Raw genomic sequence first — 25,987 nt, forward strand, 5'->3', positions numbered from 1 at the left:
CCTCTCCATAATGCCTGTTTCTACTGCCGGGCTTCCACAAATCACACACGGCTCCAAACCAGCTAATGAACAAGACAACACCTTTCTTTTACTTTCAGATCTAACCCCAAGTCTTTCAAAAGGCTAATGGCCTCTTCGGAAGGACGGGCAATTTCATTAACTCCCGCATTAAGGGCATATTGTTCCAGCAAAGAAGCCATGGATGGGGCGTTATTAGTACCGGCAAATATTAGTTTTCTTTTCGGGTTAAGAATGCGAGCAATAGCCACCAACTTGGCACATTGCTCAAGTTGTTCACCGTTTACCGGCTTACTACCCGATGAGTTATCCAGCAGCGTCAAATGGCAATAATCCAATTGAGATAACGCCATCAGCAAATCCAGCTCCCGCTCACACTCTCCGCTAATAACAAATACAAAAGAAACGTTTTTTGCTTGTTGGCAAATGGCTTTCAAACGGGCCATCAGACTTTCCAAATCCTCGTTTGCCTGACTTCCGTTTCCATTGAACATTAGTTTCGCCGAGACAACGATCGTTAAATTTGATAAGCCTCCGTTCAAGGGCAAGACATGCTCCACAAAATCTAGATTATTGGTGATGATTGAGACCCGGCAATGTATGGAATTAAGATAATTCAGGGTTTCCGAATATCCACTCAAATGGCATTTTGAGTTCTCGTAGGTGATAGCAATTAGTCCTGAACATTGACCGGGGTTGAGGCGCTCTCCTACAGCTCTTAAAGCGGCTGCACTATTGACCGTTTGCGTATCGCTATTCCCGGTCTGGCAGCATGCAGTGCAATTAGCGGCGGAGCCCTTCCCGTCAGCCGTAACGACCGTAAATTGCTGAAGCTTTGTACCAGCCAAGGCCATTTCCGTCAGGAGGGGTTGGCAACTTGAGATATGTATTTCACTTTCAAAATTCTTTTTCCGCTCCAGCCATGCACGATGAAGCAGAACACTAAGCGGGCTATTCTGTAACGTCTCAGGCTCATTTGCCTTCCACATTATCACTATCCCCCTCTCGGTCAATAATGTAGAGCAGGCAGGGAATCGCCCTGCTCCGACCCCTGCCCACTGTTTTCCCTTTAATCTACCCAGAAACTCTCCACTGCACTGGTAAGATAGGTACAAGCATAAGCAAAGGTTTTGGCACCACCGAAAGGAATTGCCACACTGGCTGCTTCGTAAATTTCTTCTTTAGTGGCTCCTTCTTTAATAGCATTGTAGGTATGGATGCAGATGCAGTATTTGCACGGAGTGCGAACACCTTGAGCCAGCATCATCAATTCCTTGGTTTTGGCATCAAAAATACCATAGTTGTTCGCTGCGTGTTTTTCCAAGTCAAGGTAAGCTTGAATGGTATTGGGCATTGCTTCCTGAGCTTTGGCTAAACCTTCTTCAAATTCTTTTAAGACCTGTTGAGCTAACGTTAATTCTGCCATGAATAAGCCCTCCTTAAGATGGTTATTTGCTTGATTTTAAGTAACGCAAATCTTCTTCGGTGATACCAGGTATGAACCCAAGCAACTTGAAATCATAGCTGACATCGATGTCCCGGAAATCAACTCCTTCCCTTTGGCATTTCTTGGCTGCCAGTTTCCACTCTTCTTCCCAATTCACGGAGAAAAACTCTTTCTTGGCCTGTTGGGCTTCATCTGCTGCCAGGGGTTGGTGGTAATTCCTAGTTCCACCGCAGCTGTTATCATGCCCGGGCCAGTTCTTGAGGCTGCCACCTGTTTCGTGAAAAGGTATGCCAAGCTCCAACAGCTCCATCAATTTATTGGGATGAATGCCAAACTCAAAAACAGACCCAAACTCGTTGAACTGCATCTGCCTCATAGTAGCCAGCTGCCGGTGAATCAAATACCTGCCCATCTGTAACCGGCGATATTTGCCGATACTACACGGCTTAATGCCTAATGCTTTATTTTCCCTGACTGAAAAAATGTTTGTTTCAGCTCCTGCATCGTCGATCATTTGCACCACTGATAAAAACTCTTCTTCTGTTTCTCCTAAACCGGCAAACAAGTTCACAGTCACCTTCCGGCCACCAAAAACAGCTACGGCTTCTTTCAAGGTTTCCCAGTAAGTCGCCCAAAGGTCACCACCGGAAGTCCGGTGATAATGCTTGAACAACTGCTTGCCGGCTATGTCCAGGGGAATAATCACCTGGGAAACACCCCTAGTTTTTGTCTCCACCAGGAAATCTCTATCCACTAACAGCGGATCCACCACCAGTACCAATCCTGCTGCGGAAAAACCCTGCAGCTTCTGAAGTCCGGCCAAAATCACCTCCTTCGACTGTTTTTTACTTAATAGGGGAAGATAGATAGTATTGTCCTGTGACATCTTCAATTGATCAAAGTCTGTTGCCAACTCGTGTCCGGGCGGACAGCCGCTGTCACCCTCTAACAAGTAAAGCAAGCTCGAATCTTGAATCAAGTCCTCCAAATAACCGGCAACACCGCAAGGTTCCCAAAACAAGGGCCTTCCTCCTTTGCATCAGACTTCCTGCTTCTCAACCGGAGATCAGCCACCGGTCTTCTTGGCCTCCAGTTTACGCAACCTTGTCAGTTCAGGTATAAACCAATTCCCAACCGTGTCGGCTCCCATTAAGTTATCTAATTCTGCCGGATTGTCCATCTTAAGCTTCGCCAACCACCCGGCGCCATAAGGATCTTGATTGACTAAGGTGGGATCAAATTCCAGCTCTTCATTAAACTCAATGACACTGCCGGAAACGGGTGCATAAACCCTGCCCACCCATTTCCCGGATTCTACGGACATAAAGGGTTTGTCCTGGATCGTTTTCTTGCCCGGCTCCACCGGCTCTACAAACACCAGATCTCCCGCACTCTTGACGGCATATTCGGTCATACCCACGGTGACCACATCGCCTTCCACTTTCGCCCAAAAATGCCTTTTGTCGTACAGCAAATCATCAGGAAATAGATAACCTTCAATGATCATGTTCTATCCTCCTCACAGCCAGATTAAGGTTTGGCTGACTTTAATACCAATTCCGTTAAATCTTGCACCCTGATCCTAACTTTGTGTTTCCTGGCTGCATTCTGCAAGGTTCGTTTACACTGCTGGCAACTGGAGAGGAGTGTTTTCGCACCGGTTGCTTGTCCTTCCAGCACCCTACGTAGTCCAATCCTTTCCACCAAATCACCGTCGACAGCCTGCAAATTGCCGCCACCGCCACAGCAGTTTGCATACTCCCTGTTCTTTGGCATTTCTACAAACTCAATACCGGGAATACTGTTGATCACTTGCCGGGGCGCGTCGTAAACACCGCTATTCCTTCCAAGATCGCAAGGATCGTGATAAGTAACTGTGTCCCGGACCTCATGGAGTTCCAGCTTTCCTTGATTGATCAGCTCCAGCAAAAACTGGCTGGCGTGCATAACGTCAAAGGGCAGCTCGTATCCCAACACTTGAGGGTAGGTGTCCTTCAGGGTGTGGTAACAAGAGGGACAAGTGGTCACCACCCTTTTGGCCCCCAGCTTTTGAATTTTACGGACATTCCTCTGCACCATTTCCTTGCCTTGTGAAAACGCGCCGGCACCGATGAGCGGAAAACCGCAGCATTCTTCCTCTTGCCCCAACAATCCGAAGGAAACTTCCGCCAGGTCCAACAGTTGAACAAAGGACTGGGGAACGGCATAAACCGCCGGGTAGAGGGAACTGGAACAACCGGTGAAATACAGCACCTCTGCCGGTTGCCCGACATGGGCTTTGAATTTATCGTCGAGAGAATCCAGCCACATTTCCCGGTTCCCCTGTTCATCGCCGGTGATATTAGCATGGTCAGCAATAGTGGCAGTCAATTGTTTCATGTTATCGGGTGCCAGGCCACAGCCGGCAATATGCTGCCGTAATTCTTGCCACGCCCGTACCGTGTCAATGGAAGTAGAACAAACCTCCCGGCATTTACCGCATAAAGTACATTGAAAAACTCGTTCAACTTGCTTCTCGGAAATAGAACCGTTTATGATTTCCCTGGCCATCACCATTTTGGCTCTGGGACTGGCAGATTCCCAACCTAATTCCTGGTAAACCGGACATTCTACTTTACAGTAACCGCATCTGGCACAAATCAAAGCTTCCCGGGCCAGACTGTCAAAAAAACTCTCATGTTGCACCGGTCATCTCCCCCTTCCAATACCCAGGCTCCTGCTTAATCCATTGGCCATCCCGGCACCTAGGGAGAAGACGGCCGGATGAAGCAAGGCGGGTGGCCGGTAGAACTTACCGGGATTCATAATGTTATAGGGATCAAGCTGGGTTTTTCTGTTCAGCCACCGGCTTCTTATATCTGCGCCGTAGACCCGGTGAACGTAGACCGCATTCCATAACCCTGTTCCATAGGGTCGACCACCTAAGGCTAAGGCAGCATCGTAAACCATTTTGGTCTTAGCCAGTAAAAACAGGTATTCCGGCATTTTGGTTTCATCAGCATAGTATAAGACCAGGCAGTTTATTTTGCCGTCATTCATAAAATGAGCGTAAACCGCTGTTCTTTGCCCCAATTTCTTAACCGTTTGGCTAAAGGCATCCAACTTGGCAAGGGGGAGAATGACTTCCGAAGCCAAGAGAGTTGGCCCGCCTCGTTTAATTTTTAAAGCGTAAAAACGCTGTTCCCATTCTTCATCCGCTACTTCTCGATCCAGGATCATGGCTCCGGTTTCCCGGGCGACCCGGGTTATTTCTCGTTCCCCTAATTGGACCTCATCTTCCGTGCCTTGATAGGTAACGGTCAACATTTCATAGTCAGTGCAGTGGGTACCAAAACCTAATTCAGACTGGAGCTCAAAGAAGACACGATTGGCAAAATGCATATTATAAGGTTTGGCACTTGTCTCTTCCAGCTTCATAGCTGCTTTTGCCAAGTCATCCAGGGATTTAAATCCTAAGGCGAAATGCCTAATAACCTCAGGTTTCTGCCGGATCCGGAACTTAATCCTGGTAACCACGCCCAGTGTCCCTTCTTTACCCATGAACCACTCGAGCGGGTACTCACCTTCTCTGGTGGAATGGATCACCTTTCCCCCCGGCAACACTATTTCCGCTTCTTCCACCAAGTCATGAAAACATCCATACTGTACACTGCCAATCCCATAACCTTCCATGGAAAACCATCCGCCGACGGTAGAGCTAAGCCCACTGGAAGGGCAAGAGCACACGGCCATACCTTCCCTGTTGAGTTCTTCCTCCACTTCAATCCAAGGGGTACCGCACCAGACTTCAACCACTTTGGTATCAGACTCCAGGCTCAAAATGCCTCGCAGGCTGTTCAAATCCAGTACTATCCCTTGATTCACCGGTACGGTATTGAGATAAGCAGTCGTGGCGGCAGCCCGAGGAGTTACCGGGGTTTTTTGGTCCTGTGCAAAACTTAATACTTCTTGGATATCTTCCACGGCCGTTGGTTTCACGATGGCATCGGGCATCGTATGAAACAGGATTTGGGTCATCACCTTGGGCACGGGTGCCAGGTCCCGGGTATAAAATTTCCTTTCAAATTCATCCATGGTCATTTTGGCACCCAGCTTATCTGCCAGTATTTGATAATCAGCCACCTCATCCCCCCCTTTACGCTTTCTCCACCGCTTTGAACAGCAGAGACAGATATGGTTTCAGCAATACCGGTTTATCTACTAAGGAAATCAAAGCCTGGCTATCACAGGTAGCTTTCAAGTCTCTCAGGGAAAAGCCGCTCTTTAGCAGGTGCAACATGGGGCCAAATCCGTTGAACTTTCCGACGACCTGTATTCCTACTAACCTATCTTCGTCAACAATTAGTCGTTTATAGGTAGCACTTTCTGTGCTTTCCACCACCCTAGCACTTTCCGGTGCCGTTTGCTCGGTTAACCCTACGGCCACTCCTTTGGTGCCGTAAATATCAATTAACAAAACACCGTAAGAACCTTCATATTCCTCCTGACCTCCGGCACAATTGAGACCGGCCAGTTTACCCTGCCGGCAGGCAGGCTGCCAAAGCATACTCAAGACCTTCCGGTGAGAAAACAGGTCCTCCGTTTCCACACAGTCGCCACAAGCGTAAATCAATTCATGGCTGGTTTGCAGGTAACGATCTACTTTAAGGCCGCCGGTAGTCCCCAGTTCCAATCCCGCTTCCTGTGCCAGCTTCACATTGGGTCTGACACCTACGGCCCAAAGGACCAAATCGCACCCGATGACCCTGTTGCTGGTTCTAACTCCGGCAACCCTTTCCGTGCCCAGGACTTCCTCAACCCTTTCACTAACGAGCACCTGAATACCCCGGTCCTCCAGCATCTTGGTCAAATATTGCGCCGGTTTCTTATCGAAGGACTTAGGCAGGATCCAGTCCATCATTTCAATGATGGTAACTTCCCGGTATCCTCTTTCCTTTAAGGCAATGGCCGTCTCGATCCCGATGGCTCCCGAACCGACGACAACTGCCGCTTGGGCCGGATAAGCCATGATCCGCTGGGCATCCAAAAGGGTCTTCAGAGTGAAATTGCCCGGCAAATGAACACCCGGCACAGGCGGGATAATCGCTTGGCTGCCGGTAGCAATAATTAACTTGTCAAAGCTGATCTTTCTCTTGCCCAAAAAAACCTTTTGCTGTTCCGGCTCAATGCGGGTCACGGGTTTGCCTAGCATGAGCTGAATATTCGCCTGCTCATAAGTTTGCTGCTTTTTAACCAGCACATCTTCTGCCGAAAGATAACCTGCCAGGTAATCAGGAAGAGCACAAGCTGAATATTCCAGAAAGGGTTCCTCAGAAATGAGGACGATCTTGGCTTCCGGCAACCTCTCCCGGACAGCAAAAGCTGCATTATTGCCTGCCACTCCGTTACCGATGACCACTACCTTCCGGGGGATATCTCTTACAGCCATTTCTCTTCCCCCTTTTCACCGGCGGTCATTTTTGCGGTGGTGATTTGGATACCTAGTTCCTCCAGTTCAAAGCTATCCCATGGTGCTCCGGTGGCATAAGACAACAGCTTCGCGGCAAGCTCAGCAGCCTCTTTCCGGCTAAAATGACCGGACCAGTCCAGCCCTGCTGCTTCGAGAGCTATCCAAAAAGGATCCATGAACCCCTCCACCCTGCCGGTATATAGCGGCTGTCTCCGCATAGCCATCACCCGCCAAAAATCACCTGCAGAAAGCTCATATTCCGGCTTAATCAAGCAGGTATTTTGAGCGATCGCTTCCATCACCCATCGCCAGGGAATACCATAAGAATTCCCGAAATGGCGCAGGCGAAGTAACTGCTTCCCCGTTAATTGCCGGGGTCTTTCCGGGGCACATTCCTCTGAAAACGGTTCTAAAACAAATTTGTGTTCTTCACCGGGAACGGGGACACACCGTGCAGTATGCCAGGGAGACAAAAAACGCCCTGTCCCACTCAGGTGAGATAAATCATCTTGACATCTTTGACAAATCTTTAAACAAAGATCCAAAAAGTGTTCCGGATGAGCCAACGCTACCTTGCCCCGGCCGTTCGCAACAATGCCCTTTAACAAGACCTTGGCAAAAAGATTGCCTAACCCCAATTCCCCGGCATCAAAATAATAATTAACAATTAGTCCTTGCCCCGGCCAGGAGACTGACCCTGGGCCAATCACGGCAACTTCGGGGTCCGGCTCATCAACCTCATGGATGATGGCATCCGTACTTTCACAAGTGGTCAATTCCCATATAGATGAGGCATCGTGCAACTTGATTTCATCATCGCTGATCATGATGTAAACTGGGTTTTTGGCCCGGCCAAGGATGATTAATTGTTCCAAACCGGCGTACCTGAGCTTCGCTCCCAAGCCACCTACGACAGGTTCAGTAACAAAACAACCGGTGAGGGGACTTAAGTAAGTAACCGACCAAGTACCGGAACCAGGCACCCCGGAGCCTGTCAAAGGCCCGGTATTAATGAAAACCACATTCTGACACTCCGCACCATGGAGCTTGCTCAAAAGTGACCGGTGGAATTCACTTGCGGACCACATCCCCGCTCCTGCCAGAAGCCTCCCTTGCTTGGAAACTTCCACTTTATTAACTTTTGTAGCACCATTATTCAAATCAACGATGCCTACCGTCATCGCGGTTTCAATCACACCGGGGGACCTCCTCCCTGCCGGCAAGCCAGCTCTGTGCTGCCCGGGCTTGTCTCTTGTCACGGCTAATTTGAGAAAGCTCTTCCCAACTGATGGCTTGCCTGGGGCAAGCTTTGAGGCATACCGGATCGCCGTCACAATAGTTGCAGGTCAAAAACACTTCCCGCTCCGGATCCAACACCGGTATATCAAAAGGACAGGCAACCATGCACGCACCGCAGCCAAGGCACTTGCTAAGGTTTCTGATCACGAGACCCGTCATTGGTTCCCTACTGATGCACTCCATCAAGCATGCGGCCTGGCAGGCAGGTTCAGCACACTGCCGGCAGGTTAGAGTAAAACCCATAAGAAACCGGCGGTGTTGCTGGACTCTGATCAGCCCTTGACTGGGTTGACAAGCGCTCTTCTGTTTAATGGAACACAGTGCCTGGCAGAGCCCGCACCCATTGCACCGCTCCTGATTGATGAACAATACCTTCGCCATTGATACCACCCTCTGCCTTAGAGGTACCGCTAATCCATCCACTGCATAACCATGGGCATTTTTCTCCTGCTGTTAGAGGCATATCTTTGACGCACGTAAGCGGAAATCTCTTCCACGGTACCTACCAGGATGGCTTCCGCCATACAGGCCTGCTGGCATGCTGTTCTCTTGCCGTCGGAAAGCCGGTGCAAGCATAGTTGACATTTCTGCATCTTGCCGTCTGCTCCGAACTGGGGAACACCAAAAGGACAAGCTATTAAACAGGACCGGCAACCGATACATTTTTTTCGATCCACGGTGACAATACCATCCTCTACCCTTTTCGTAATCGCACCGGTAGGGCAGGCTTTCTCACATGCCGGTTCGCCGCAGTGCATACAGGGTATGGGCAAGAACATCAGTGTATCCCTGTCCTTACCGCTGATTTCCGTTTCGGTGACCATGATGTATCGCGGCCCGGCCGGCAGGTCATTTTCGAGCTTGCATGCTATTTCACAAGCCCGGCAGTTCACACACCGGTTTGCATCTACATAAATGGCATATTGTTTCCTCGTCATCACCGGCCCCCCTTATTCGGTTGCCTTTTGAATTTCAACCAGCGTATTGAAATATCCCGTGGTGTTGCCATCCAACAGGGGGTGATAAGCAGTCATGATACCATCCCCCACATCCCGTGGCCCACCGATGCTTAAGGAAGTCAAGACATTCACATTGCCGCCTAATTTAACCCAAGTACCGCTGCTCAATTCTACTACTCCCGGTGCCACTTTCACGCTGACCTTTGCCATTACATCCCGTAAAGTTCCCCGGTCATTAAAGATTATCACCCTGTCGCCGTCCTTGATGTTCCTGGCCGCTGCATCTTGTTGGCTGATATAGACCTTGGGCTCCCCTTCCAGTTCTTTAATCCACGGCAGGTTCAGATACTGGGAATGGGTCCGGAAAGCAGGATGTTGCGAAATAATCGTCAAGGGATATTTGGCGGCCAGATCAGGAGTACCAACGAGGCTCTCCTCCGGCTCTACAAAATGAGGCAAGGGTTCAAAATCACCGGGAAACTCCTTCCCTCTTTGCACCATTCCTTGTGAGTAGAGCTCAATCTTACCGGTAGGAGTTGTAAAATGGTAGTCACTGTATGGAACTTCCGGACACCATTTTTCGGGCAGTCGAGCAGGACCGTTCGGCGAAACCATTCTGTCCAGATCACAGTTCTCACCAATGAGGTCACGAATCCAATCCAACCCGGTCTTTTGCTTGGGGAAATACTTGGCATAACCCATACGCCTTCCTAGCTCAGCCCAAATTTCAATGTCGGGAACGGCCTCATAGTAAGGTTGGCACACCGGCACAAGAATTTGATTATAATGATGCCAATATGACGGGTGGAACCCATACTGCTCTAGATAATGGCATGCCGGTAACACCACATCTGCCCAATCAGTGTCATCAGTCATAAATTGTTCAATCGAAACAAACAGGCTTAACTGTTTCAAAGCTTCAATGGTATAAGCCACATGAGGCTGCTGGGAAATTAAACCTCCACGCCACGAAATTACTCCTTTGATCGGTGGTTCCTTGGCTGAATGTAATGCTTTGGCAAAGGTAGAAATATTAATCATCCTGGTAGGTTTGATTTTGGCTCCTTCCGGTACCGCGACTTTGGCCGTATCCATAAATCCGGAGATAGCAGGGAAACCCATGGAATCGATGAAATTATAACTGCCGGTTCTTTTCCCGATTCGGCCACACACCGCGGCTAAACAGGCCAGTGCCCTTTGTACTTGGTGACCGTTGCTGTATCTTTGCTGCCCGTAGCCACATTCCAAATGGGATTCATGAGTAGCAAACAACTCGGCAGCTGTTCTTAATTGCTCTACCGGAATGCCGGTAACTTCTTGGGTTTTTTCCAGGGTCCACTCTTCCACTTGAGCGGCCAATTCCTCAAAACCATGACAATACTTGGAGATGAATTCCTGGTCATGCAGCCCGTTTTGGATGATATAGTTGATCATCCCCAAGGCCATCGCCCCGTCGGTACCGGGTCTGGGACGCAAATGTAGATGAGCCTTGGTAGCCAAGGATGTAATACAGGGGTCTACTACGAGCAACTTTGCTCCTCGTTCTAACGCTCTATATAAAAACGGGAAAATATGAGGATTGGTAGCTGAGGCATTCCTGCCGACGATCATAATCACTTCTGCAAACTCAGACCAGATTTCCGGCGACAGGGTATGTTGAGCCCCAACGGTATGATATGATCCCGCCGCGCCGGACAATAAGCAAAAACTGCCGACAAGTTTAGTGGCGCCAAAAAGATTGAGAAAACGCGCACTAACTGCCTTAGCCATATGTTCACGATTACCTGAATACCCATACTCCACTACCGCCTCGGAACCGAATTGTTCCTTAATCTCGTTCAGCTTTTCGACAATGTAATTCAGGGCTTCATCCCAGGACACGCGCCGGAATTTTCCTTGTCCCCGCTCCCCTACCCGCATGAGAGGGTACTTCACCCGATCCGGGCTGTTAATTTTTTGCACGTTGGCGTATCCTTTTAGACATAAGCGCCCTTTGGTAACCGGATGATCCGGATCTCCCTCCAGTTTAATTACCTTTTCATCTTTCACATAGGCCAACACGCCGCAAGTATCATAGCAATTATGAGGGCATGCCGTTTTGACCACGCGATCAGCAATGACCTTATCCCCGCCGACCCAGACAGGAACATTAACCGCTACGGCATATTTATCAAGATCTTCAGGCAAAAGCCAATGGCTTGAACCTTTCCTAGTCAATCAACTTCCCCCCTTTGACAAGTTCAGCAAGCTTTTTCCCGCTAGTCGTTAATTGAATTAAGCAATTACCATGCCAAAGGAACAAAAAGAAAGGATTGGCCTCAGCCAACTCCTTTTCTTAAAAAACCAGCCTTTTATCTACTCTCTGTCACAAAAAACTACAACCAGAGTGTTTATCCTTGTCCCAAAACCATACACATGCTGTAGCATATTGAATACCTTTTCTAAATCTCCTTCACCCGCTCAAGGAATTCCTGAACTGTTTCTTCTTTCATATTGTAGGTATGCTCTTTGATTACGGGGAACGCTCCGCTCCGCACATCAGCAGCATAAGCCTTAAAGGCTTCCACCAAATGTTCTCTAATGTTTGCATACTTTTTCACAAATTTGGGAGTAAAAGCATCAAACATGCCGACCATATCGGCATAAATGACCAGCTGCCCATGAGTGTATGGCCCAGCGCCAATACCAAGAATGGGGATTTCCGCTCTATCCGTGATGACTTTTGCCACCTCAGGAGGCATCGCTTCCAACAAGATGCTGAATGCCCCGGCATTCTCTACAGCTTTAGCTTCCTCCACCAACTTCAGAGCTGCCTCCACATTCCGGCCTTGTGCTTTATAGCCGCCCTGTTGCCCCATGGACTGAGGTGTCAATCCCAGGTGTCCCATGACCAGGATGCCGGCATCATTGATAGCCCGAATACGGCTGGCCATTCTTGAGCCACCTTCCAACTTAACCGCATCGCAGCCACCCTCTTTAATAAAGCGACCGGCATTTTCCACCGCTTGCTCGTCACTGGTCTGGTACGACATGTAAGGCATATCGCCAACAATAAACGTATTGGGAGCGCCTCTCCTTACTGCCTGGCAATGACGGATCATATCATCCATGGTCACCGGCAGGGTAGTCTCATAGCCTAGAGTAACCATTCCCAGCGAATCTCCTACCAGAATCATATCCACGCCGGCTTCTTCCTGCAGTTTGGCGGTAGGAAAATCATAAGCGGTAAGAAAGACAATTTTTTCGCCCTTGTCTTTCATTTGGTGGAAATCGATAACGGTTTTTTTAGTTGCCATGTTTTATCTCCTCCCAAATAAGTGGTTTAATCATTCTACAAAAAATTTTTTAATGAGAATGCATATCGCTACCAGTAAAACCTTCTATACCATATTGTTTCATCTTGCGGTAAAGAGTGCTACGGCTAATCCCCAAGCGTTTAGCGGCATCCACGATACTGTCTTCACTGGATAAGGCCTGAATAATCGCCTTCTTTTCTGTTTCCTGTAAAGATAAGGATGAAGTATCGCCGGTCCCGGTAACTATTCTGGTATTTTTCACCAGATTAGGCGGCAAATCGTCTACGTCAATCAATTGTCCTTGGGCCAGCAGAACACCTCGCTCCAACACATTCTCTAATTCTCTCACATTGCCCGGCCAATGGTAGGAACTCAGAACCTCCATGGCCGCGTGGGATACTCCTTTAACCTGTTTTCCTAGCTTTTGGCTAATCTGGGGCAAGAGCTTCGTCACAAATAACGGAAGGTCACTTATAATTTCTCGTAACGGTGGAATTTGAATAGTAATCACATTTAGCCGGAAGAAGAGATCTTCTCTAAACATTCCTTCCTTTATTCTTTCCTCCAAGTTGCGGTTGGTAGCAGCAATGACCCTCACATTGATAGGAATAGGCTTAAAGCCACCGACCCGCACCACTTCCCTTTCCTGGAGAACCCGGAGAAGAACGGCCTGCAGGTCCAAAGGCATATCCCCAATTTCGTCCAAGAAAATGGTTCCATTGTTGGCACGTTCAAATTTCCCCGGTCGACCGGTTTTGGTTGCCCCGGTAAAACTACCGGGTTCGTAACCAAACAATTCGCTTTCGATTAGGCTCCGGGGAATAGCCGAACAATTGACGGCAATAAAAGGACCTTTTCGTCTACTGGCCTGGTGGATGGCATGGGCAAACAGTTCCTTTCCTGTACCGCTTTCCCCCAATAGCAGTACGGTTGAATTGGTCAAAGCCGCCGTCTTGGCTATCTCTTTGGCCCTCATCATTTTCGGGTGATTGCCCAGAATAGCATTAAAATTAAACTCTGCCCGGTTTCCTTCGATGGAATTGACTAAATGAAAGAGCTGTTCCTGTTCTTCCAGGGTAAGAACGGCGCCTTGGTATGATCCATCCTGCGCAAAGAAACTGTTCCCACCAACACTTAGTTGTATGCGACTGCCCTTCTCCTCCAACACCACTTCCATACTTTCAATGGAACCTTTTTTTACCAACTCCAGGACGGTGCTGAATTCCGGGTGCATATCCAGAAGGGATTTTCCTGTAGCACCTTCTCCTTTGTAATTAAGTAATTCAATACCTTTTGAATTGATCTGAGTGATGTTACCAAAAGCATCAACAGTTACAATCCCTTTCGGAACAGCTTCCAAAGTATTTTTCATCACCGTATTAGCCAGCTTGGCATTTTCCAAGGCCTTTTCGATTTTTAATTGGTTCTCAATGGCCTTAGCTGAAGCCACTACCATACCCAACGTGTGAGGGTTCACGCTTTCACTACTGGCTGACATATTAAGAACCCCTAGGAACTCACCTTCCGGACCAAAAATAGGACATCCGGAGCATGTAATTCCATGTTGAATTGCACAAAAATGCTCTCCGCCGACAACCTGCAATGGTTTTTGTTCTACAATGGCAGTTCCTACCGCATTGGTACCTGCTTCCTTTTCCGTCCAAATGGCCCTTTCCATTAAATTGATGCGACGATGAAACTCCAGTTGTTCTTGATCACCCGTCAAGATAAGAACAATCCCGTCTTTGTCGGTTAAAAAAATGACAAAGCCGCTTCCCTTTACATATCCATACAGCAAATTAATATAAGGCCGGGCAACTCGCATCAAGTGTTCATTCCGGCTCACTACCAGCTTAAATTCCCGCTCGGTAAGTATGTGGGCAATTTGCCGCGAAAAAGGATCAACACTCATTTGGAGACAACGTTTCCATGACTCACGAATAACCGGTCGGATGCAACTATCAATCTCTCCTTGGAAAATAAACTTTTCCCAAGCTTCCACAAAGGCATGATGATCATAGTCCATCGGCAGAGAGTTCTGAAGCATATTTTATTGCCTCCTTGAAAACAAGCGTTTCACGATGTTCAAATTGGCATAAAACTTCGCCAATGGATGCCCCATTTCCTGTACCTTACAATTTTTTACTCGCACAAAATATACGGCGATATTACAGACGGCCGAAAGTGGTTCGCTTTGGCCGTCTGTAATTTACCTTTTAATCTATACCTGCAAACTTTCTCAGACTTTGACCGGGATTTTCAGGTCTGCAGGTCCTTGTTCGGAGAGAATAATACTTGGATCGTTTTCTTCCACCAGTTCTCTGATAATCGCGGCATATTTCACTTTCTTCTTGATCATCATGATATGCTCATCATCGCTAACCCAGGGTTGATACAGGCTGCTGCCGCCACCGGCAGATAACGCCACTCCGGGCTCAATTTTGTAGTATACCGGAGCACAGCACCTGGCCACTTCCGCCGCTTCGTAGAACCTGTTCATGCCGCCGAAGGAAAGAGAAGTGTAGATATAGAAATCCATAGGAATGTCTACCGCTTGTCTAATGCCGGCCATGATGGGCACGGTCATATCAGACGGCACGTTAAAGGAGCTTACTCCCAACTCTTCCACCATCTTGGCCCCCGCCGCGGAACTAATGGAGGCCCAAACAGACAACTTGATGGCGACGTCTTTGGGGAAATTGCCTTGTTCCTGTAGACGTCGAATGATCCACATGACTGATTCGTCAACAATCATAAAACCGCGAATTCCACATTCATACATTCTCATCATATCAGCAATAACTTTCCGCAACTCATCAGAACCTCTCAGGTTCATACCGCATTTTTGCCCTTCGTCGGTAGCAACCTGCCTTCCGACATCCCATCCTAAACGAGGACCGGGAACCGCAATCACTTCCATTTTTTCCTCAGCCGCCATTTGAGCAAAATCTTTCAATTCCTGGCGGTCAAATAAAGTTCCTCCTTGTACAATCGAAACCAACCGGTGTACCGGGACACCGTACTTGTTTTTTTCTTTAATTAATGCCTCAAGCACCTTCGGCCCTTCGATACCACTGATCTCCATCCGGTAATGGGCTCCATCCGGAAAACGCTTGGTGCTAGAAGGCAAATCATAAGCATCACGTCCCGGAATACCGATCTGGCTTAGAAACTTGGAAACATCATCTAACTTCATGAAAATAACCTCCTTGTAGATATAAAATCTTAATGATTGTTCTTACAAAGCTCTTGAGCAAATATCATGCCACCGGCTGCCCATCCCCATTTTGAGGCAAACATACCAGTGGCCATGCTTTAGCTGGAGAGACCACATGATCATCTCCGGCGAGTTCTGTATCAAAATCGTCCACTGCCTGTGCCATGTTAAAACACGAACATTCATATATCCGGAGCTTTCAACTTAATGCCTTCTCCAACAGCTGTACCGGATGCATTACCTGCAAAGGCAGGTTCTCCTTTCTTAGTCCATAGCTGATTTGCATCATACATGCCGGGCAGCAGGTAACAACCGTATCTGCTTTCGTATCTTTGATGTTTTGAATTTTTTGCGCCAGGATCTTTCCGGACAGGTTTTGATGAAAGAATTCATAAGCTCCTGCTCCACCGCAACAACGATTGGAATCTTTCATTTCTACCAGTTCAACACCGGGTACACTGGTGATAACAGTGCGCGGCTCCTCCGTTATCTTCTGTCCCCTTACTAAATGACAAGGCTCATGGTATGTTACCCTGCAATTAACTTGTTTTAAGGGCATGGCTTCCCACGTTTTCTGTTCCGAAACTAATAGTTTGTTTAAGTCAATCACCATACTGCTAAATAGCCGTGCCTTTTCCGCGTAATCAGGATCGCCGGCCAGCAGTTCCCCGTATTCCAACAAGGCACTGCCGCAGGTGGCACAATCGGTGGTAACATACTTTATTTCCTGGTTCAAAAAGTAATCAATATTGAGTTTAGCCAGGCGCTTGGCCTCTTCAAAATCCCCGGCACTTTGATGAGGCCCGCCGCAGCATTGGACTTCCGGAACGACTATGCCAATGTTCAGCTTCTGCAATACCCTAACGGCCGAAGCTGCCACTTGACTGAAGAAATGATTGGTAGCACACCCAACAAAAACTCCTACTTTATACCGAGGCTGAGGCAAATCATGCACCAGTTCATAAAGCATGTCTCGAAAACTCTTGGGAGGGATGACTGGCATTCTCTCCTCCATACCTTTCAACTGCCCCATCAAATTTAAAACTCCGGATTTATTCACCAACCACTTGATGCCACTCTTTTGATAAAAACGCATCACTTTGGTGCCCACCTTGAGATTACGTTTATTGGACAGCCCGGCACGATAAGCCAGCCTATAATAAAGAGGAAATCCTACCTGAGCGCCAGCCTGGCTGCGTGCATACATCATGATTTTGTCTGTTTCTACGGAAGCAGGACAATTAGACACACAGGCCCGGCACAACAGGCAATTCCCGATATACTCATTGACACTTTTATCCCTACCCCAAGCAAATTTCCCTTGCTCCAGGCCTTTGACCAACCAAATTCGTCCCCTGGCCACCGTCCCTTCCCTACCATCGACTTTAAAGGTAGGACAGACCTCTTGACAAAAACCGCATTTGTTACATTTACCTAATTCCTGCTTAATTAACTTGTAGTCCACTGTCTTCAACTCCTAACTCTCATGCTAAATACAGGAACCGGTTGTTTTTAAAGAAACAATTGTCTTTATCCATGCACTTTTTGAGCGTTGAAAAGAGCGGGTGAGGTTTATATTCGCCCCGATCCGGAGTAATAGCTCCCTCAGCTTCCTGCACCAGGTAATCAATGGTGGATTTGATCGAGCTCACGCCGGTAAAAAACAGCTGAAAACTGCCTGCTCCTAAATCAATAAACATTCCCGCTAATTGAACGGCTGCTAACTTGGAAAACTTATCCATCACAAGCGGAAGTTGTTTTTTGCTGAAAGAACCAATCAACTGATCTAGTTGACTTACCTGCCGGTAAGCACCAGTATATTTGCACCAATATTCACTTGTTTCCATGTTTTGTAGATCGAGGCCGTGAACGCGAGCAATTTGATGCAGTTTGTTAAAAAAGTCCTCAATTACCGGTTTGGATCCTTCCATGCTCACAGCCATGACAGCCTTTGGATACCGGCAGCCGTCACAGCCGGAGTCCTGCCCTAAACTATACAAGTGACAAGCCACTAAGGGAGCGCCTATATTTTTCACCTGGTCGAGGATCATGGCTGCTTGAGGAAGCTCTTTTAGGGAAAACAGCAAAGTACACTCTTGCAGCGGGCGGGGTTGCAGCTTGAAAGTGATTTCCGTAATAATTCCCAAGGTGCCGCGGCTGCCATTCAGCACCCGTGAAAAATCGTACCCGCTGACGTTCTTGACGGTTTTCCCGCCTGAACGAATAAGCTCACCGTCCCCATTTACAAAAGCGATCCCCAAAATATAGTCGCCAATGTTACGATAAGCATATTTAAGGTAGCTGTCCTTGTTTTCCGCCACCAGCCCTCCTAGGGTACGGTTATCATCGATGTATTTGGCGGGCAACCACAGGTTGAATTTCTTTAATGTCTCTTGCAATTGACTCAAGGACAACCCCGGCTCCACCGTAACCGTCAGGTTATTGGGGCTGATATCAAGAATCTTGTCCATCTTCGCGACAGAAATAATAACCGTATTCGGGCATTTGTCTTTAAAATGCCTGGCGAGCCTGGTACCGTTGCCGGCGGGGACGATATTATAACCGTTTCCCTTAGCCTCTTGTACCAGTTGCTCGACTTCTTGGGAATTATACGGGTAAAAAATCCGGCTAACTCCCAGGTCTTTCCATTGGGGACATAGTTGCCCCTCTGAGTTGGTTAAATAATCGGTCACACAATCACCCCCTTAAGGCTCGCTCATTTCAAAAATTTTGCCTGGGTTTAGGATCTGTTCAGGATCAAAGGTCAGTTTGAGTCGTTTCATGAAATTTAACTCAGTCGCACTAAATTGCCATGGCATAAATCTAATCTTTTCTAACCCAATCCCATGCTCACCGGTAATGTTACCTCCCAAATCTATAGCAAGCTGCAGGATCTCGTCGCTGGCTTTCTCCGCGGCTTCGAATTGTCCGGGAACACTGTAATTGAACATGATGGCCGGGTGAAGGTTACCATCACCGGCATGAACGGTTTTGCAAATAATCAATCCGTATTTCTTGCCAATTTCAGCTGCACCGCTCATAAAACGACCGATCTTATCTACCGGAACGGACGGGTCATGAACCAGCTGGGCTTCACCCAGCAAACCGAAAATACCGTTAATGGCCGTTCTGGCCCACCATAACTGAGCCCTTTCCGCCGCTTCTGTGGCTTGCCGGTAACTGAGAGCATTGTTGGCTTCAAAAAACTTAATGATTTCCGCCATTTGGGTTTCCAATTCAATTTCGTAGCACGCTACCTCAACAATCAATACTGCTTCTCCTTCAGAGGGCAAATCTACGTTGAGATATTTAATCAAAGACTTAACAATAACATCATCCATAATTTCCAAACTGGCAGGCAGGATTCCATGAGCGATAATCTCGGAAACCGCATTCCCGGCATCCTCAAGACTGCCAAAGACTGCCAGCAGTGTTCCTACTGCCTCCTGGCACCTGGTGAGACGCACCATGGCCTTGGTTATGACGCCTAGAGTACCCTCTGAACCGCAAAACAGGTTGGTAATATCAGGGCTTTGGTACTCCTGATCCATTTCCCCTGTATAGACCACATCGCCGTTAGCCAGGACTATTTCCAAGCCGGTAATATGGTCCCTGGTATTACCATACTTGACACAGTGCATGCCGCCGGCATTTTCAGCAATGTTACCGCCTAACATGGAGGCTCTTTGGCTGGCAGGATCAGGGGCAAAGAAATATCCATATTTTTCCAATTCATGCTGCAAGTCCAGGTTGGTAATTCCCGGTTGCACGATGGCCCTTTCATTAATCACATCCACTTCCAATACCTTATTCATTCTGGAAGTGGCGATCACAATACCACCTTGAATGGGCACCGCGCCACCGCTTAAACTGGTACCACCTCCCCTGGCTACTACGGGCACCTTGTAAGCATTGGCCAGCTTTATTATTTGTGATACTTGCTCTGTACTCTCCGGCAAAACCACCACCTGGGGTAAATGGAAATAGATCGATGAATCATAGCCGTAGGTCTCTAAATCAGCTTTTTCCGTCAGTGCGTTTTTCTTGCCGACTATTTTGCTTAATTGCCTTACTAAGCCGGGAACATCCAAGCTTACCACTCCTTCCAGAAAGCCGGATCCTTACGCTACAGTTGAGACGGTCTCAACAGTAAGCGACCGGCTTTATCAAATATCATTGGTTGGGATGGCCCTATTTGCTTTACATCAGGATTGGTCTTGATTTCTTCCCATAAGGGTTGTGATACCAAGATCTTTTTCAAAGATAAAGTATTTTTAATGAATACGATCCGGGCTTCAGGCACGGTGACCCTGTAGCAGGTTTTGATGGCAACCGCCAGCGCTTCTTGCTCCGACTTCATAACCACGGGAATCCTGGCCGGATTCAGATTGGCGGCGGTAATACAATTGGCATACAAATCATTGAAATTAATTTTGTTTACCAAGTCTCTTGTGGTGACATCAGCCATTCCGATACCGCAGGCATTGCCATGAGACTTTTCCGTCAAATCAAACACAACCAGTCTTTGATAACTGGGCCCGTCAAAACCGGGAAGACCGGATCCGTGCCGCCCCACCACATTCGGATCCATGCCGGAACCGCTGATGTCTTTTCCAATTTCCTCAACCACCAAAACATCGAAGCCCCGCGGAATGATCCTCGGCATTAAGTTCTTAGCTTCCAACAAGAGTTGGGGCTCACGCCAGGCAAAATCTTTGGCAGCAACTGCTTCAATTCTGGCTGTTTTATTCTCTGCGTTTTCTATAATGGCTACTCCAAACAATACCTTCGCTTTGGCCAAAATTACTTTCCCAATCTCCGGAATCAACCGGTGAAACCGGTCAAACCCCATCGCATGAACAGCCGTAGCGCCCCGGTGATTGCCCAAACCGATGACCAGCATTTTCATTAAACCGCTTTCAAAAGCAGCTTTGAAATCCGTATGTGCTTTCACCCGGTTAATGATCACAATTCCATCGGCCTCAAAAGCATGTTTATCAATATAAACAGGCACTCCTGCTTCAAAAGTACCAAGCTCCACTACTTCCATGCCTGATAGTACCGGGACGGCCATGGTGTCCTCCGAAATCCCGTATGCTTTTAATATCTCTCTTTGTCCCTCCGGATCCGCTCCGCCGTGACTACCCATGGCCGGTACGATAAAGGGGTAACCGCCTTGCCGTTTAATGTTCTCAATAACATGCCTGACGATAGTTCGAAGGTTATCAATCCCCCGGCTGCCTACCGCAACCGCAATGCGCTGCCCGGGCTTAATTTGATCCAATATGCCCTTTTTCCCTAATTCCTCATCAATTGTCTTTTCTATCTGCGCCAATGCCTGGCCGGCAAAATACTGCTCCACGGGAACCAGCTCCGGAAAGTCACAATCATATCCCCCGTCAATCTTGACAGACAGCTTTTCAAACACGGGTTTGCCTCCTCAAATTTCTCTTTACGGTAATTCCTAGGCCGGTCCCTTCGAACCACAATTAAGCCATACCTAGGAGTCTGGGCAGGAACATCACTATCTCAGGAACCAGGATAAAGAGCAGCAATACAAGACAAAGTACAATAATAATCGGGACTACTTGTTTGACAATGGCCTCAAATGATACCCCTGCTATACCTTGGGCGACAAACAAGTTTACTCCAAGAGGAGGAGTTAAGAAACCGATACACAAGTTAATGGTCATAACAACCCCAAAAAACATGGGATCCCATCCTACATTCTTAATAATGGGAACCAGCAATGGCGCCAAGAGGACAATATTGGAAATGGTATCCATAAACATGCCGCCGATCAGGAGAATACCCATGCAAATCAGCATAATTCCTAAAGGACTTTGGGTAACGCCTAACATCCAAGCAGTAATCATTTCTGGTATTCTTTCGATGGTTAATAAACGGCCAAAAGTATTGGCACCGCCTAAAACAATCATGACGATGGCGGATAGAATGGCCGCCTCCTCAAGACACTCGGTGAAAACTTTCCAGTTGAGATCTTTTGTCACGAACAAACCAACCAAGATAGCATAAACACAACCAACAACGGCTGATTCCGTGGGAGTGAAAAAGCCTCCGTAAATACCTCCTAAGACAATGATCGGCATCAGCAAAGCCCATTTGGCATCCCAGCATTGTTTCAGGACCCAAAGGAAACCGCCTTCCCGCGGCATGCCCAAATAGCCTCTTTTCTTGGACACGAAATAGTTGTAGAACATTAACGCAACTCCCATGATAATACCGGGAACAATGCCGGCAGTGAACATACCAATAACTGATACGCCAACGGTGGCCCCGTAAACGATCATGGGTATACTGGGAGGGATGACCGGACCAATAGTACTGCCACCGGCCACTAGTGCAGCGGTATAATCGGCGCTATAGCCTCTTTTGGACATGGCAGGGATCATGATTGCTCCAATAGCGGCCACAGTTGCCGGTCCTGAACCGGAGATAGCGGCAAAAAGCACACAAGCTACAATCGCCGCCATACCTAAACCGCCGGCTACGCTGCCGATAACAGCCTCACCAACTCTCACAAGACGGTTTGCAATATCGGTTTTACCCATCAATTCCCCGCATAACATAAAAAAAGGAATAGCCATCAAGGAAAAGGAATCCGCTGTGATGACCATATTTTGCGACAGCATGCTAAACAAGGGACTGCCGGGATAAAAGACGATTAACGCCAAAGCACTGGATAAGGCCAACGTTACGGCAATTGGAACCGTTAATATCAACCCTGCAGCGATGGCGCCAAACAATAACGCAACCATTCAACCTCAACCTCCTTAACTCGGACTTCTGCTTCGAATTAACCCTTACTGAAAAACCACTCTTTAAGAGCAGGCAGCAGGCACACCTGAATGAAGCGAATACCCATACCTAACAATCCCAAGAAACCGGCCAAATACATGATCCAAATCGGGACCATGGGCATACCGGTGAACACTTGCCCTTTAGCCGCCACATTAACGGTCAATTCAAGCAACTTGTAAGACAAAAAAAGGCAGAACACAGCCGCAATAAGATCTCCGATGAAGAATAATACTTTCCCCTTCTTTTCCCCTAAGGCCACGGCCACAAATGAAACCCGTAAATGCTGCTTTTTCTTAGCCGCTAAACTGGCTCCAATTAAACTAATCCATACAAACATTAAACGGGCCATCTGTTCTGCCCAGGAAAAAGTAAAAGAAAACACATATCTGGTAATCACTTGGCTGAAAACAAGAATCAAGAGTACAGTAAAGATGACAATGATCAAATTCTTCTCAAAATCATCTAAGAATAGTGCCAATCTTTTTAACAATGGTCAAAACCTCCTTTGCCCATTAATTTGGCAAGCCGGGCCGCTGTCAACAGCGGCCCTTATCATCCCTAGAAACCTTCCTGAGCATCTAATATCCTCTGAATGTAGTCGGCGCCTATCTTGTCACGGTTCATATCATAGACAACCTGAGCCGCATCCCTAAATGCTTGTCTTTCTTCCGGGGTCAATTCGATGATCTGGCACTTGCCGGAATCAATAATGGCTTGCTTGTATTTCCGGTCATCCTCTCTGGACATTTCTCTTTCCAAAGATGTTACTTCTTTGGCGGCTTCACGCAGTATCTGTTGCTGTTCCGGCGTAAGCTTGTCCCAGGTTATTTTGGAAATCAGCAAAGGAATGGCATCGTAAATATGTCCGGTTTCCGTGATGTACTTTTGACATTCATACAAACCATTGAGATAGATGTTTACGTAGGGGTTTTCTTGACCGTCAATGATGCCTTGCTGCAAGCTGGAGTACAGTTCAGAGAATGCCATCGGAATAGCACTGGCTCCCAAGGCATTGAAATGCTGCATATGCCGCTCGTTTTCCATGGTTCTGAATTTAAGTCCCTTCATGTCTTCCGGTTTGCGCACTTCTCTGTTCGAGGTTGTAATATGCCGCCATCCTTGGGTCCAATAAGCAAGACCGACTAACCCGCTTTTCTCCAAATCAGCAAACAATTCATCCCCAATTGGTCCGTCAAAAACCGCCTCCGCGGCAGCCTCGTTCTTGAAAAGATACGGCAATTCAAAAACCGCCGTCTTATCAGTAAATCCGGCAATATTAGATAAGTTTGGCAAACACATGTCTACGGAACCAAGCTGCATTCCTTCAAGCATCTGCCGGTTGTCTCCCAAAGTGGCGTTGGGGAAGACATCTACTTTAATGGTCCCATTGCTTTTCTGTTCTACCAATTTCGCAAACTCAAGAGCTCCTCTATGCAGCGCCGTCGCTTCAGTAACGTTATGTCCTAAACGCAAAACTATTGGTTGTGCAGTCGCCTCTTTTTGTTCAGCAGGCTCCTGAGAAGGGGACGAACCACCGCCGCCACAGCCCGCCAGCAAGCTCGCCATGAAAACCACTACTAAGAAAAGAGCAACTTTCTTTTTCATGTGTTTTCCTCCTCTGCAGTGTAAATCCTTAGTACACATAAAAGTCTTTCTCCCCATCACACTGTTACTCCTTACCCCTGTTCTGGCTGTTCTAACACTGCGTTATGCTATACCGAAATCACCTCCTGGATTCCCTCAATTCCATTTACTCTTTAAACGTTCAGAGTCAGAAAAAGCAGCTTATTTTGTGAAAATTACCACATAAATTGTCATATGCAAGATTTAGGCCAATTATATTATTGTTTATAAAAAACCACAATTTATCGTCCGCAATCCCACTTCCACGCGCAAAACCGCCCAGAGATCGAAATTTCTCTCGATCTCCATGAGCTATTAAAATCCTATTGTCATTTGCTAATGTCTAATATTGATACGTTAATTGTTCTATCTTAAGACATTCCCTCATGACAGGGGGACATGGCGAAAAAATGGACTCCATTATGAGGAGGGGTGTAGAGGGATAATGATAAATCAAATACTGAATAAGCTTCCCAACATGAACTTAAAAGCCATGGAAGGGGAATATCGTTGCCGGCTTTAAGTTTGGTATCAGCGGCTCCCTGTCCTTTGATGAGCGTTTGACCATGATGGTGAAGGCCCAATGGCTGGCTAAAGCCAACAGTCGTCCCAACTTGTCCTGAATGAATTAATCAACAATGCTAATATGATTTAGCTTAAACGGCCAAGTTTAAGGGCGACCGCTTATAAAAATGAGAAAGGTGGTACCACAGCTTAATTATCTATGTTACACTTCAAACAAAAATAAATTTAACAAATCGCCTTGAATAACAGATATCCTAGGCAACCATAACTATTGTTAACGCCGAGGATCAATATTTTGCTGCAGATCCCTGGGAAGGGTGTTTGAACATGAAGATACCGATCATTTATGAGGACAATCACCTGCTGGTGGTGGAAAAGCCACCGAATATGCTGTCTCAGGGGGACGAAACGAAGGATATGGACTTGCTGAGCTTGCTCAAGCAAGATTTGAAAGTGAGGTACCATAAACCGGGTAACGTGTTTTTAGGTCTCGTGCACCGGCTGGACCGGCCCGTGGGCGGGGTGATGGTTTTTGCCAAAACCTCCAAAGCCGCCTCCCGGCTGACCCAGCAGATCCGGGACAATGAATTCACCCGCATCTACCTGGCCGTGGTCCATGGAAAACCGCCGCAACAAGGGAGGCTGGTGCACTACCTGTGGAAAGACCGCGCCAGCAATATGGTTTCCGTGGTGGAGGAGGGCACGGCGGGAGCCAAACCGGCCGTTCTTGAATATGAGGTAATGGATACCGTGAACAACCTCAGCATGGTGCGGATCCAGTTATTCACCGGCCGGCCCCACCAGATCCGGGTGCAGTTTGCCGCCACCGGGCATCCCATCTATAACGACCACAAGTACGGCCTCGGCTATCCCATCACCGGGGACGTGATTGCCCTGTGGTCCCACAAAGCCGAGTTCAACCATCCTACCCGGAAGGAAAGAATGTCCTTCACCAGCTGGCCCGAACCTCAGGTGCCCTGGACCTATTTCCCGAAGCAATACTAAAGCCTTCCGGCTGCGAGCGACGCAGCACGGAAGGCTGAATTCTTAACCCCGGCTCAACTTTTCCGCGGCGAAAAGGGCTGCTCCTAAGGCGGCGGTGATCTGGGGATCTTCCGGAATCACCAGCTCATCTCCTAACCGCCGGCTCAAAGCCTGAGCCACCCCTTGATTTCTCGCCACCCCGCCGGTGAAGACCACCGGCCACTCCAGTCCCGTTCGTTCCGCCAGGGCCGCCACCCGGGAGGCCACGGCATCACAGATGCCGGCCAGGATTTGTTCCTTGGGGATGCCCTGGGAAACGTGGGAGATGACCTCGGATTCGGCAAAGAC

The 25,987-nt window shown here is 47.8% G+C and carries 23 protein-coding genes; 1 reads left to right on the forward strand and 22 read right to left on the reverse strand.

The window, feature by feature from the left end:
• Positions 1–62: 62 nt before the first annotated feature.
• The 21 genes from GXX34_06685 to GXX34_06785 all read right to left on the reverse strand — a co-directional run bounded on the left by GXX34_06685 (position 63) and on the right by GXX34_06785 (position 24,112).
• Entirely contained in the window at positions 63–1,007 is a 945-nt protein-coding gene (locus GXX34_06685) for a hypothetical protein (GenBank protein ID HHW07199.1), read from the reverse strand.
• Positions 1,008–1,087: 80 nt separating this feature from the next.
• Positions 1,088–1,372 carry a carboxymuconolactone decarboxylase family protein gene (locus tag GXX34_06690; protein ID HHW07200.1) on the reverse strand — a complete coding sequence of 95 codons (285 nt, stop codon included), beginning with the start codon at positions 1,370–1,372 and terminating at the stop codon, positions 1,088–1,090.
• A gap of 94 nt (positions 1,373–1,466) precedes the next feature.
• Positions 1,467–2,288 (reverse strand): hypothetical protein, encoded by an 822-nt coding sequence (locus tag GXX34_06695; GenBank protein ID HHW07201.1) that lies wholly within the window; start codon positions 2,286–2,288, stop codon positions 1,467–1,469.
• A gap of 243 nt (positions 2,289–2,531) precedes the next feature.
• Positions 2,532–2,972 (reverse strand): glycine cleavage system protein H, encoded by a 441-nt coding sequence (locus GXX34_06700; GenBank protein ID HHW07202.1) that lies wholly within the window; start codon positions 2,970–2,972, stop codon positions 2,532–2,534.
• A 23-nt stretch (positions 2,973–2,995) separates the two neighbouring features.
• Positions 2,996–4,150, reverse strand: a complete 1,155-nt coding sequence (locus GXX34_06705; protein ID HHW07203.1) for a (Fe-S)-binding protein — start codon at positions 4,148–4,150, stop codon at positions 2,996–2,998.
• 3 nt (positions 4,151–4,153) lie between these two features.
• Complete coding sequence (locus GXX34_06710) at positions 4,154–5,587, reverse strand: FAD-binding oxidoreductase (protein HHW07204.1); 1,434 nt, start codon at positions 5,585–5,587, stop codon at positions 4,154–4,156.
• Positions 5,588–5,600: 13 nt separating this feature from the next.
• On the reverse strand, positions 5,601–6,893 hold the full coding sequence (locus GXX34_06715; GenBank protein HHW07205.1) for an NAD(P)/FAD-dependent oxidoreductase: 1,293 nt from the start codon (positions 6,891–6,893) through the stop codon (positions 5,601–5,603).
• Positions 6,884–8,110 (reverse strand): hypothetical protein, encoded by a 1,227-nt coding sequence (locus GXX34_06720; GenBank protein ID HHW07206.1) that lies wholly within the window; start codon positions 8,108–8,110, stop codon positions 6,884–6,886. The genes GXX34_06715 and GXX34_06720 overlap by 10 nt, the downstream gene beginning before the upstream one ends.
• The gene (locus GXX34_06725) at positions 8,103–8,594 is read right to left on the reverse strand and encodes a 4Fe-4S binding protein (GenBank protein ID HHW07207.1); all 492 of its coding nucleotides are present in this window, start codon (positions 8,592–8,594) and stop codon (positions 8,103–8,105) included. The genes GXX34_06720 and GXX34_06725 overlap by 8 nt, the downstream gene beginning before the upstream one ends.
• 29 nt (positions 8,595–8,623) lie before the next feature.
• Positions 8,624–9,151 (reverse strand): 4Fe-4S dicluster domain-containing protein, encoded by a 528-nt coding sequence (locus GXX34_06730; protein ID HHW07208.1) that lies wholly within the window; start codon positions 9,149–9,151, stop codon positions 8,624–8,626.
• Between the two features lie 12 nt (positions 9,152–9,163).
• Complete coding sequence (locus GXX34_06735) at positions 9,164–11,359, reverse strand: molybdopterin-dependent oxidoreductase (GenBank protein ID HHW07209.1); 2,196 nt, start codon at positions 11,357–11,359, stop codon at positions 9,164–9,166.
• A 254-nt stretch (positions 11,360–11,613) separates the two neighbouring features.
• Positions 11,614–12,468 carry a 3-methyl-2-oxobutanoate hydroxymethyltransferase gene (gene panB, locus GXX34_06740; GenBank protein HHW07210.1) on the reverse strand — a complete coding sequence of 285 codons (855 nt, stop codon included), beginning with the start codon at positions 12,466–12,468 and terminating at the stop codon, positions 11,614–11,616.
• A gap of 49 nt (positions 12,469–12,517) precedes the next feature.
• Complete coding sequence (locus GXX34_06745) at positions 12,518–14,470, reverse strand: sigma-54-dependent Fis family transcriptional regulator (protein ID HHW07211.1); 1,953 nt, start codon at positions 14,468–14,470, stop codon at positions 12,518–12,520.
• 237 nt (positions 14,471–14,707) lie between these two features.
• Positions 14,708–15,664 (reverse strand): hypothetical protein, encoded by a 957-nt coding sequence (locus GXX34_06750; GenBank protein ID HHW07212.1) that lies wholly within the window; start codon positions 15,662–15,664, stop codon positions 14,708–14,710.
• A 220-nt stretch (positions 15,665–15,884) separates the two neighbouring features.
• Positions 15,885–17,150: a (Fe-S)-binding protein gene (locus GXX34_06755; GenBank protein HHW07213.1), complete on the reverse strand. Its 1,266-nt coding sequence runs from the start codon at positions 17,148–17,150 to the stop codon at positions 15,885–15,887.
• A gap of 19 nt (positions 17,151–17,169) precedes the next feature.
• Positions 17,170–18,378, reverse strand: a complete 1,209-nt coding sequence (locus GXX34_06760) for an FAD-binding oxidoreductase (protein ID HHW07214.1) — start codon at positions 18,376–18,378, stop codon at positions 17,170–17,172.
• Between the two features lie 12 nt (positions 18,379–18,390).
• Positions 18,391–19,776, reverse strand: coding sequence for an FAD-binding protein (locus GXX34_06765; GenBank protein ID HHW07215.1), 1,386 nt, complete (start codon positions 19,774–19,776; stop codon positions 18,391–18,393).
• A 35-nt stretch (positions 19,777–19,811) separates the two neighbouring features.
• Complete coding sequence (locus GXX34_06770) at positions 19,812–21,113, reverse strand: DUF2088 domain-containing protein (protein ID HHW07216.1); 1,302 nt, start codon at positions 21,111–21,113, stop codon at positions 19,812–19,814.
• Between the two features lie 61 nt (positions 21,114–21,174).
• A complete protein-coding gene (locus tag GXX34_06775; protein ID HHW07217.1) occupies positions 21,175–22,464 on the reverse strand; it encodes a TRAP transporter large permease in 1,290 nt (429 codons plus the stop codon).
• 38 nt (positions 22,465–22,502) lie between these two features.
• Positions 22,503–22,997, reverse strand: a complete 495-nt coding sequence (locus tag GXX34_06780) for a TRAP transporter small permease (GenBank protein HHW07218.1) — start codon at positions 22,995–22,997, stop codon at positions 22,503–22,505.
• Between the two features lie 68 nt (positions 22,998–23,065).
• Positions 23,066–24,112 carry a DctP family TRAP transporter solute-binding subunit gene (locus GXX34_06785; GenBank protein HHW07219.1) on the reverse strand — a complete coding sequence of 349 codons (1,047 nt, stop codon included), beginning with the start codon at positions 24,110–24,112 and terminating at the stop codon, positions 23,066–23,068.
• An 870-nt stretch (positions 24,113–24,982) separates the two neighbouring features.
• Here GXX34_06785 and GXX34_06790 point away from each other — a divergent pair.
• Complete coding sequence (locus GXX34_06790; GenBank protein HHW07220.1) at positions 24,983–25,660, forward strand: RluA family pseudouridine synthase; 678 nt, start codon at positions 24,983–24,985, stop codon at positions 25,658–25,660.
• A gap of 42 nt (positions 25,661–25,702) precedes the next feature.
• Here GXX34_06790 and GXX34_06795 read toward each other — a convergent pair.
• A partial coding sequence (locus tag GXX34_06795) for a 2-hydroxyglutaryl-CoA dehydratase (GenBank protein HHW07221.1) occupies positions 25,703–25,987 on the reverse strand: 285 nt, incomplete at its 5' end.

It is taken from the genome of Clostridia bacterium, from assembly GCA_012840125.1.
Lineage (GTDB): Bacteria > Bacillota > DULZ01 > DULZ01 > DULZ01 > DULZ01.

What these genes read in the sequence shown, in the direction of transcription:
- GXX34_06685 (HHW07199.1), bottom strand. Translation starts at nt 1,007, where the DNA reads ATGTGGAAGGCAAATGAGCCTGAGACGTTACAGAATAGCCCGCTTAGT.
- GXX34_06690 (HHW07200.1), bottom strand. Translation starts at nt 1,372, where the DNA reads ATGCCCAATACCATTCAAGCTTACCTTGACTTGGAAAAACACGCAGCG.
- GXX34_06700 (HHW07202.1), bottom strand. Translation starts at nt 2,972, where the DNA reads ATGATCATTGAAGGTTATCTATTTCCTGATGATTTGCTGTACGACAAA.
- GXX34_06715 (HHW07205.1), bottom strand. Translation starts at nt 6,893, where the DNA reads ATGGCTGTAAGAGATATCCCCCGGAAGGTAGTGGTCATCGGTAACGGA.
- GXX34_06725 (HHW07207.1), bottom strand. Translation starts at nt 8,594, where the DNA reads ATGGCGAAGGTATTGTTCATCAATCAGGAGCGGTGCAATGGGTGCGGG.
- GXX34_06730 (HHW07208.1), bottom strand. Translation starts at nt 9,151, where the DNA reads ATGACGAGGAAACAATATGCCATTTATGTAGATGCAAACCGGTGTGTG.
- panB (HHW07210.1), bottom strand. Translation starts at nt 12,468, where the DNA reads ATGGCAACTAAAAAAACCGTTATCGATTTCCACCAAATGAAAGACAAG.
- GXX34_06750 (HHW07212.1), bottom strand. Translation starts at nt 15,664, where the DNA reads ATGAAGTTAGATGATGTTTCCAAGTTTCTAAGCCAGATCGGTATTCCG.
- GXX34_06775 (HHW07217.1), bottom strand. Translation starts at nt 22,464, where the DNA reads ATGGTTGCGTTATTGTTTGGCGCCATCGCTGCAGGGTTGATATTAACG.
- GXX34_06785 (HHW07219.1), bottom strand. Translation starts at nt 24,112, where the DNA reads ATGAAAAAGAAAGTTGCTCTTTTCTTAGTAGTGGTTTTCATGGCGAGC.
- GXX34_06790 (HHW07220.1), top strand. Translation starts at nt 24,983, where the DNA reads ATGAAGATACCGATCATTTATGAGGACAATCACCTGCTGGTGGTGGAA.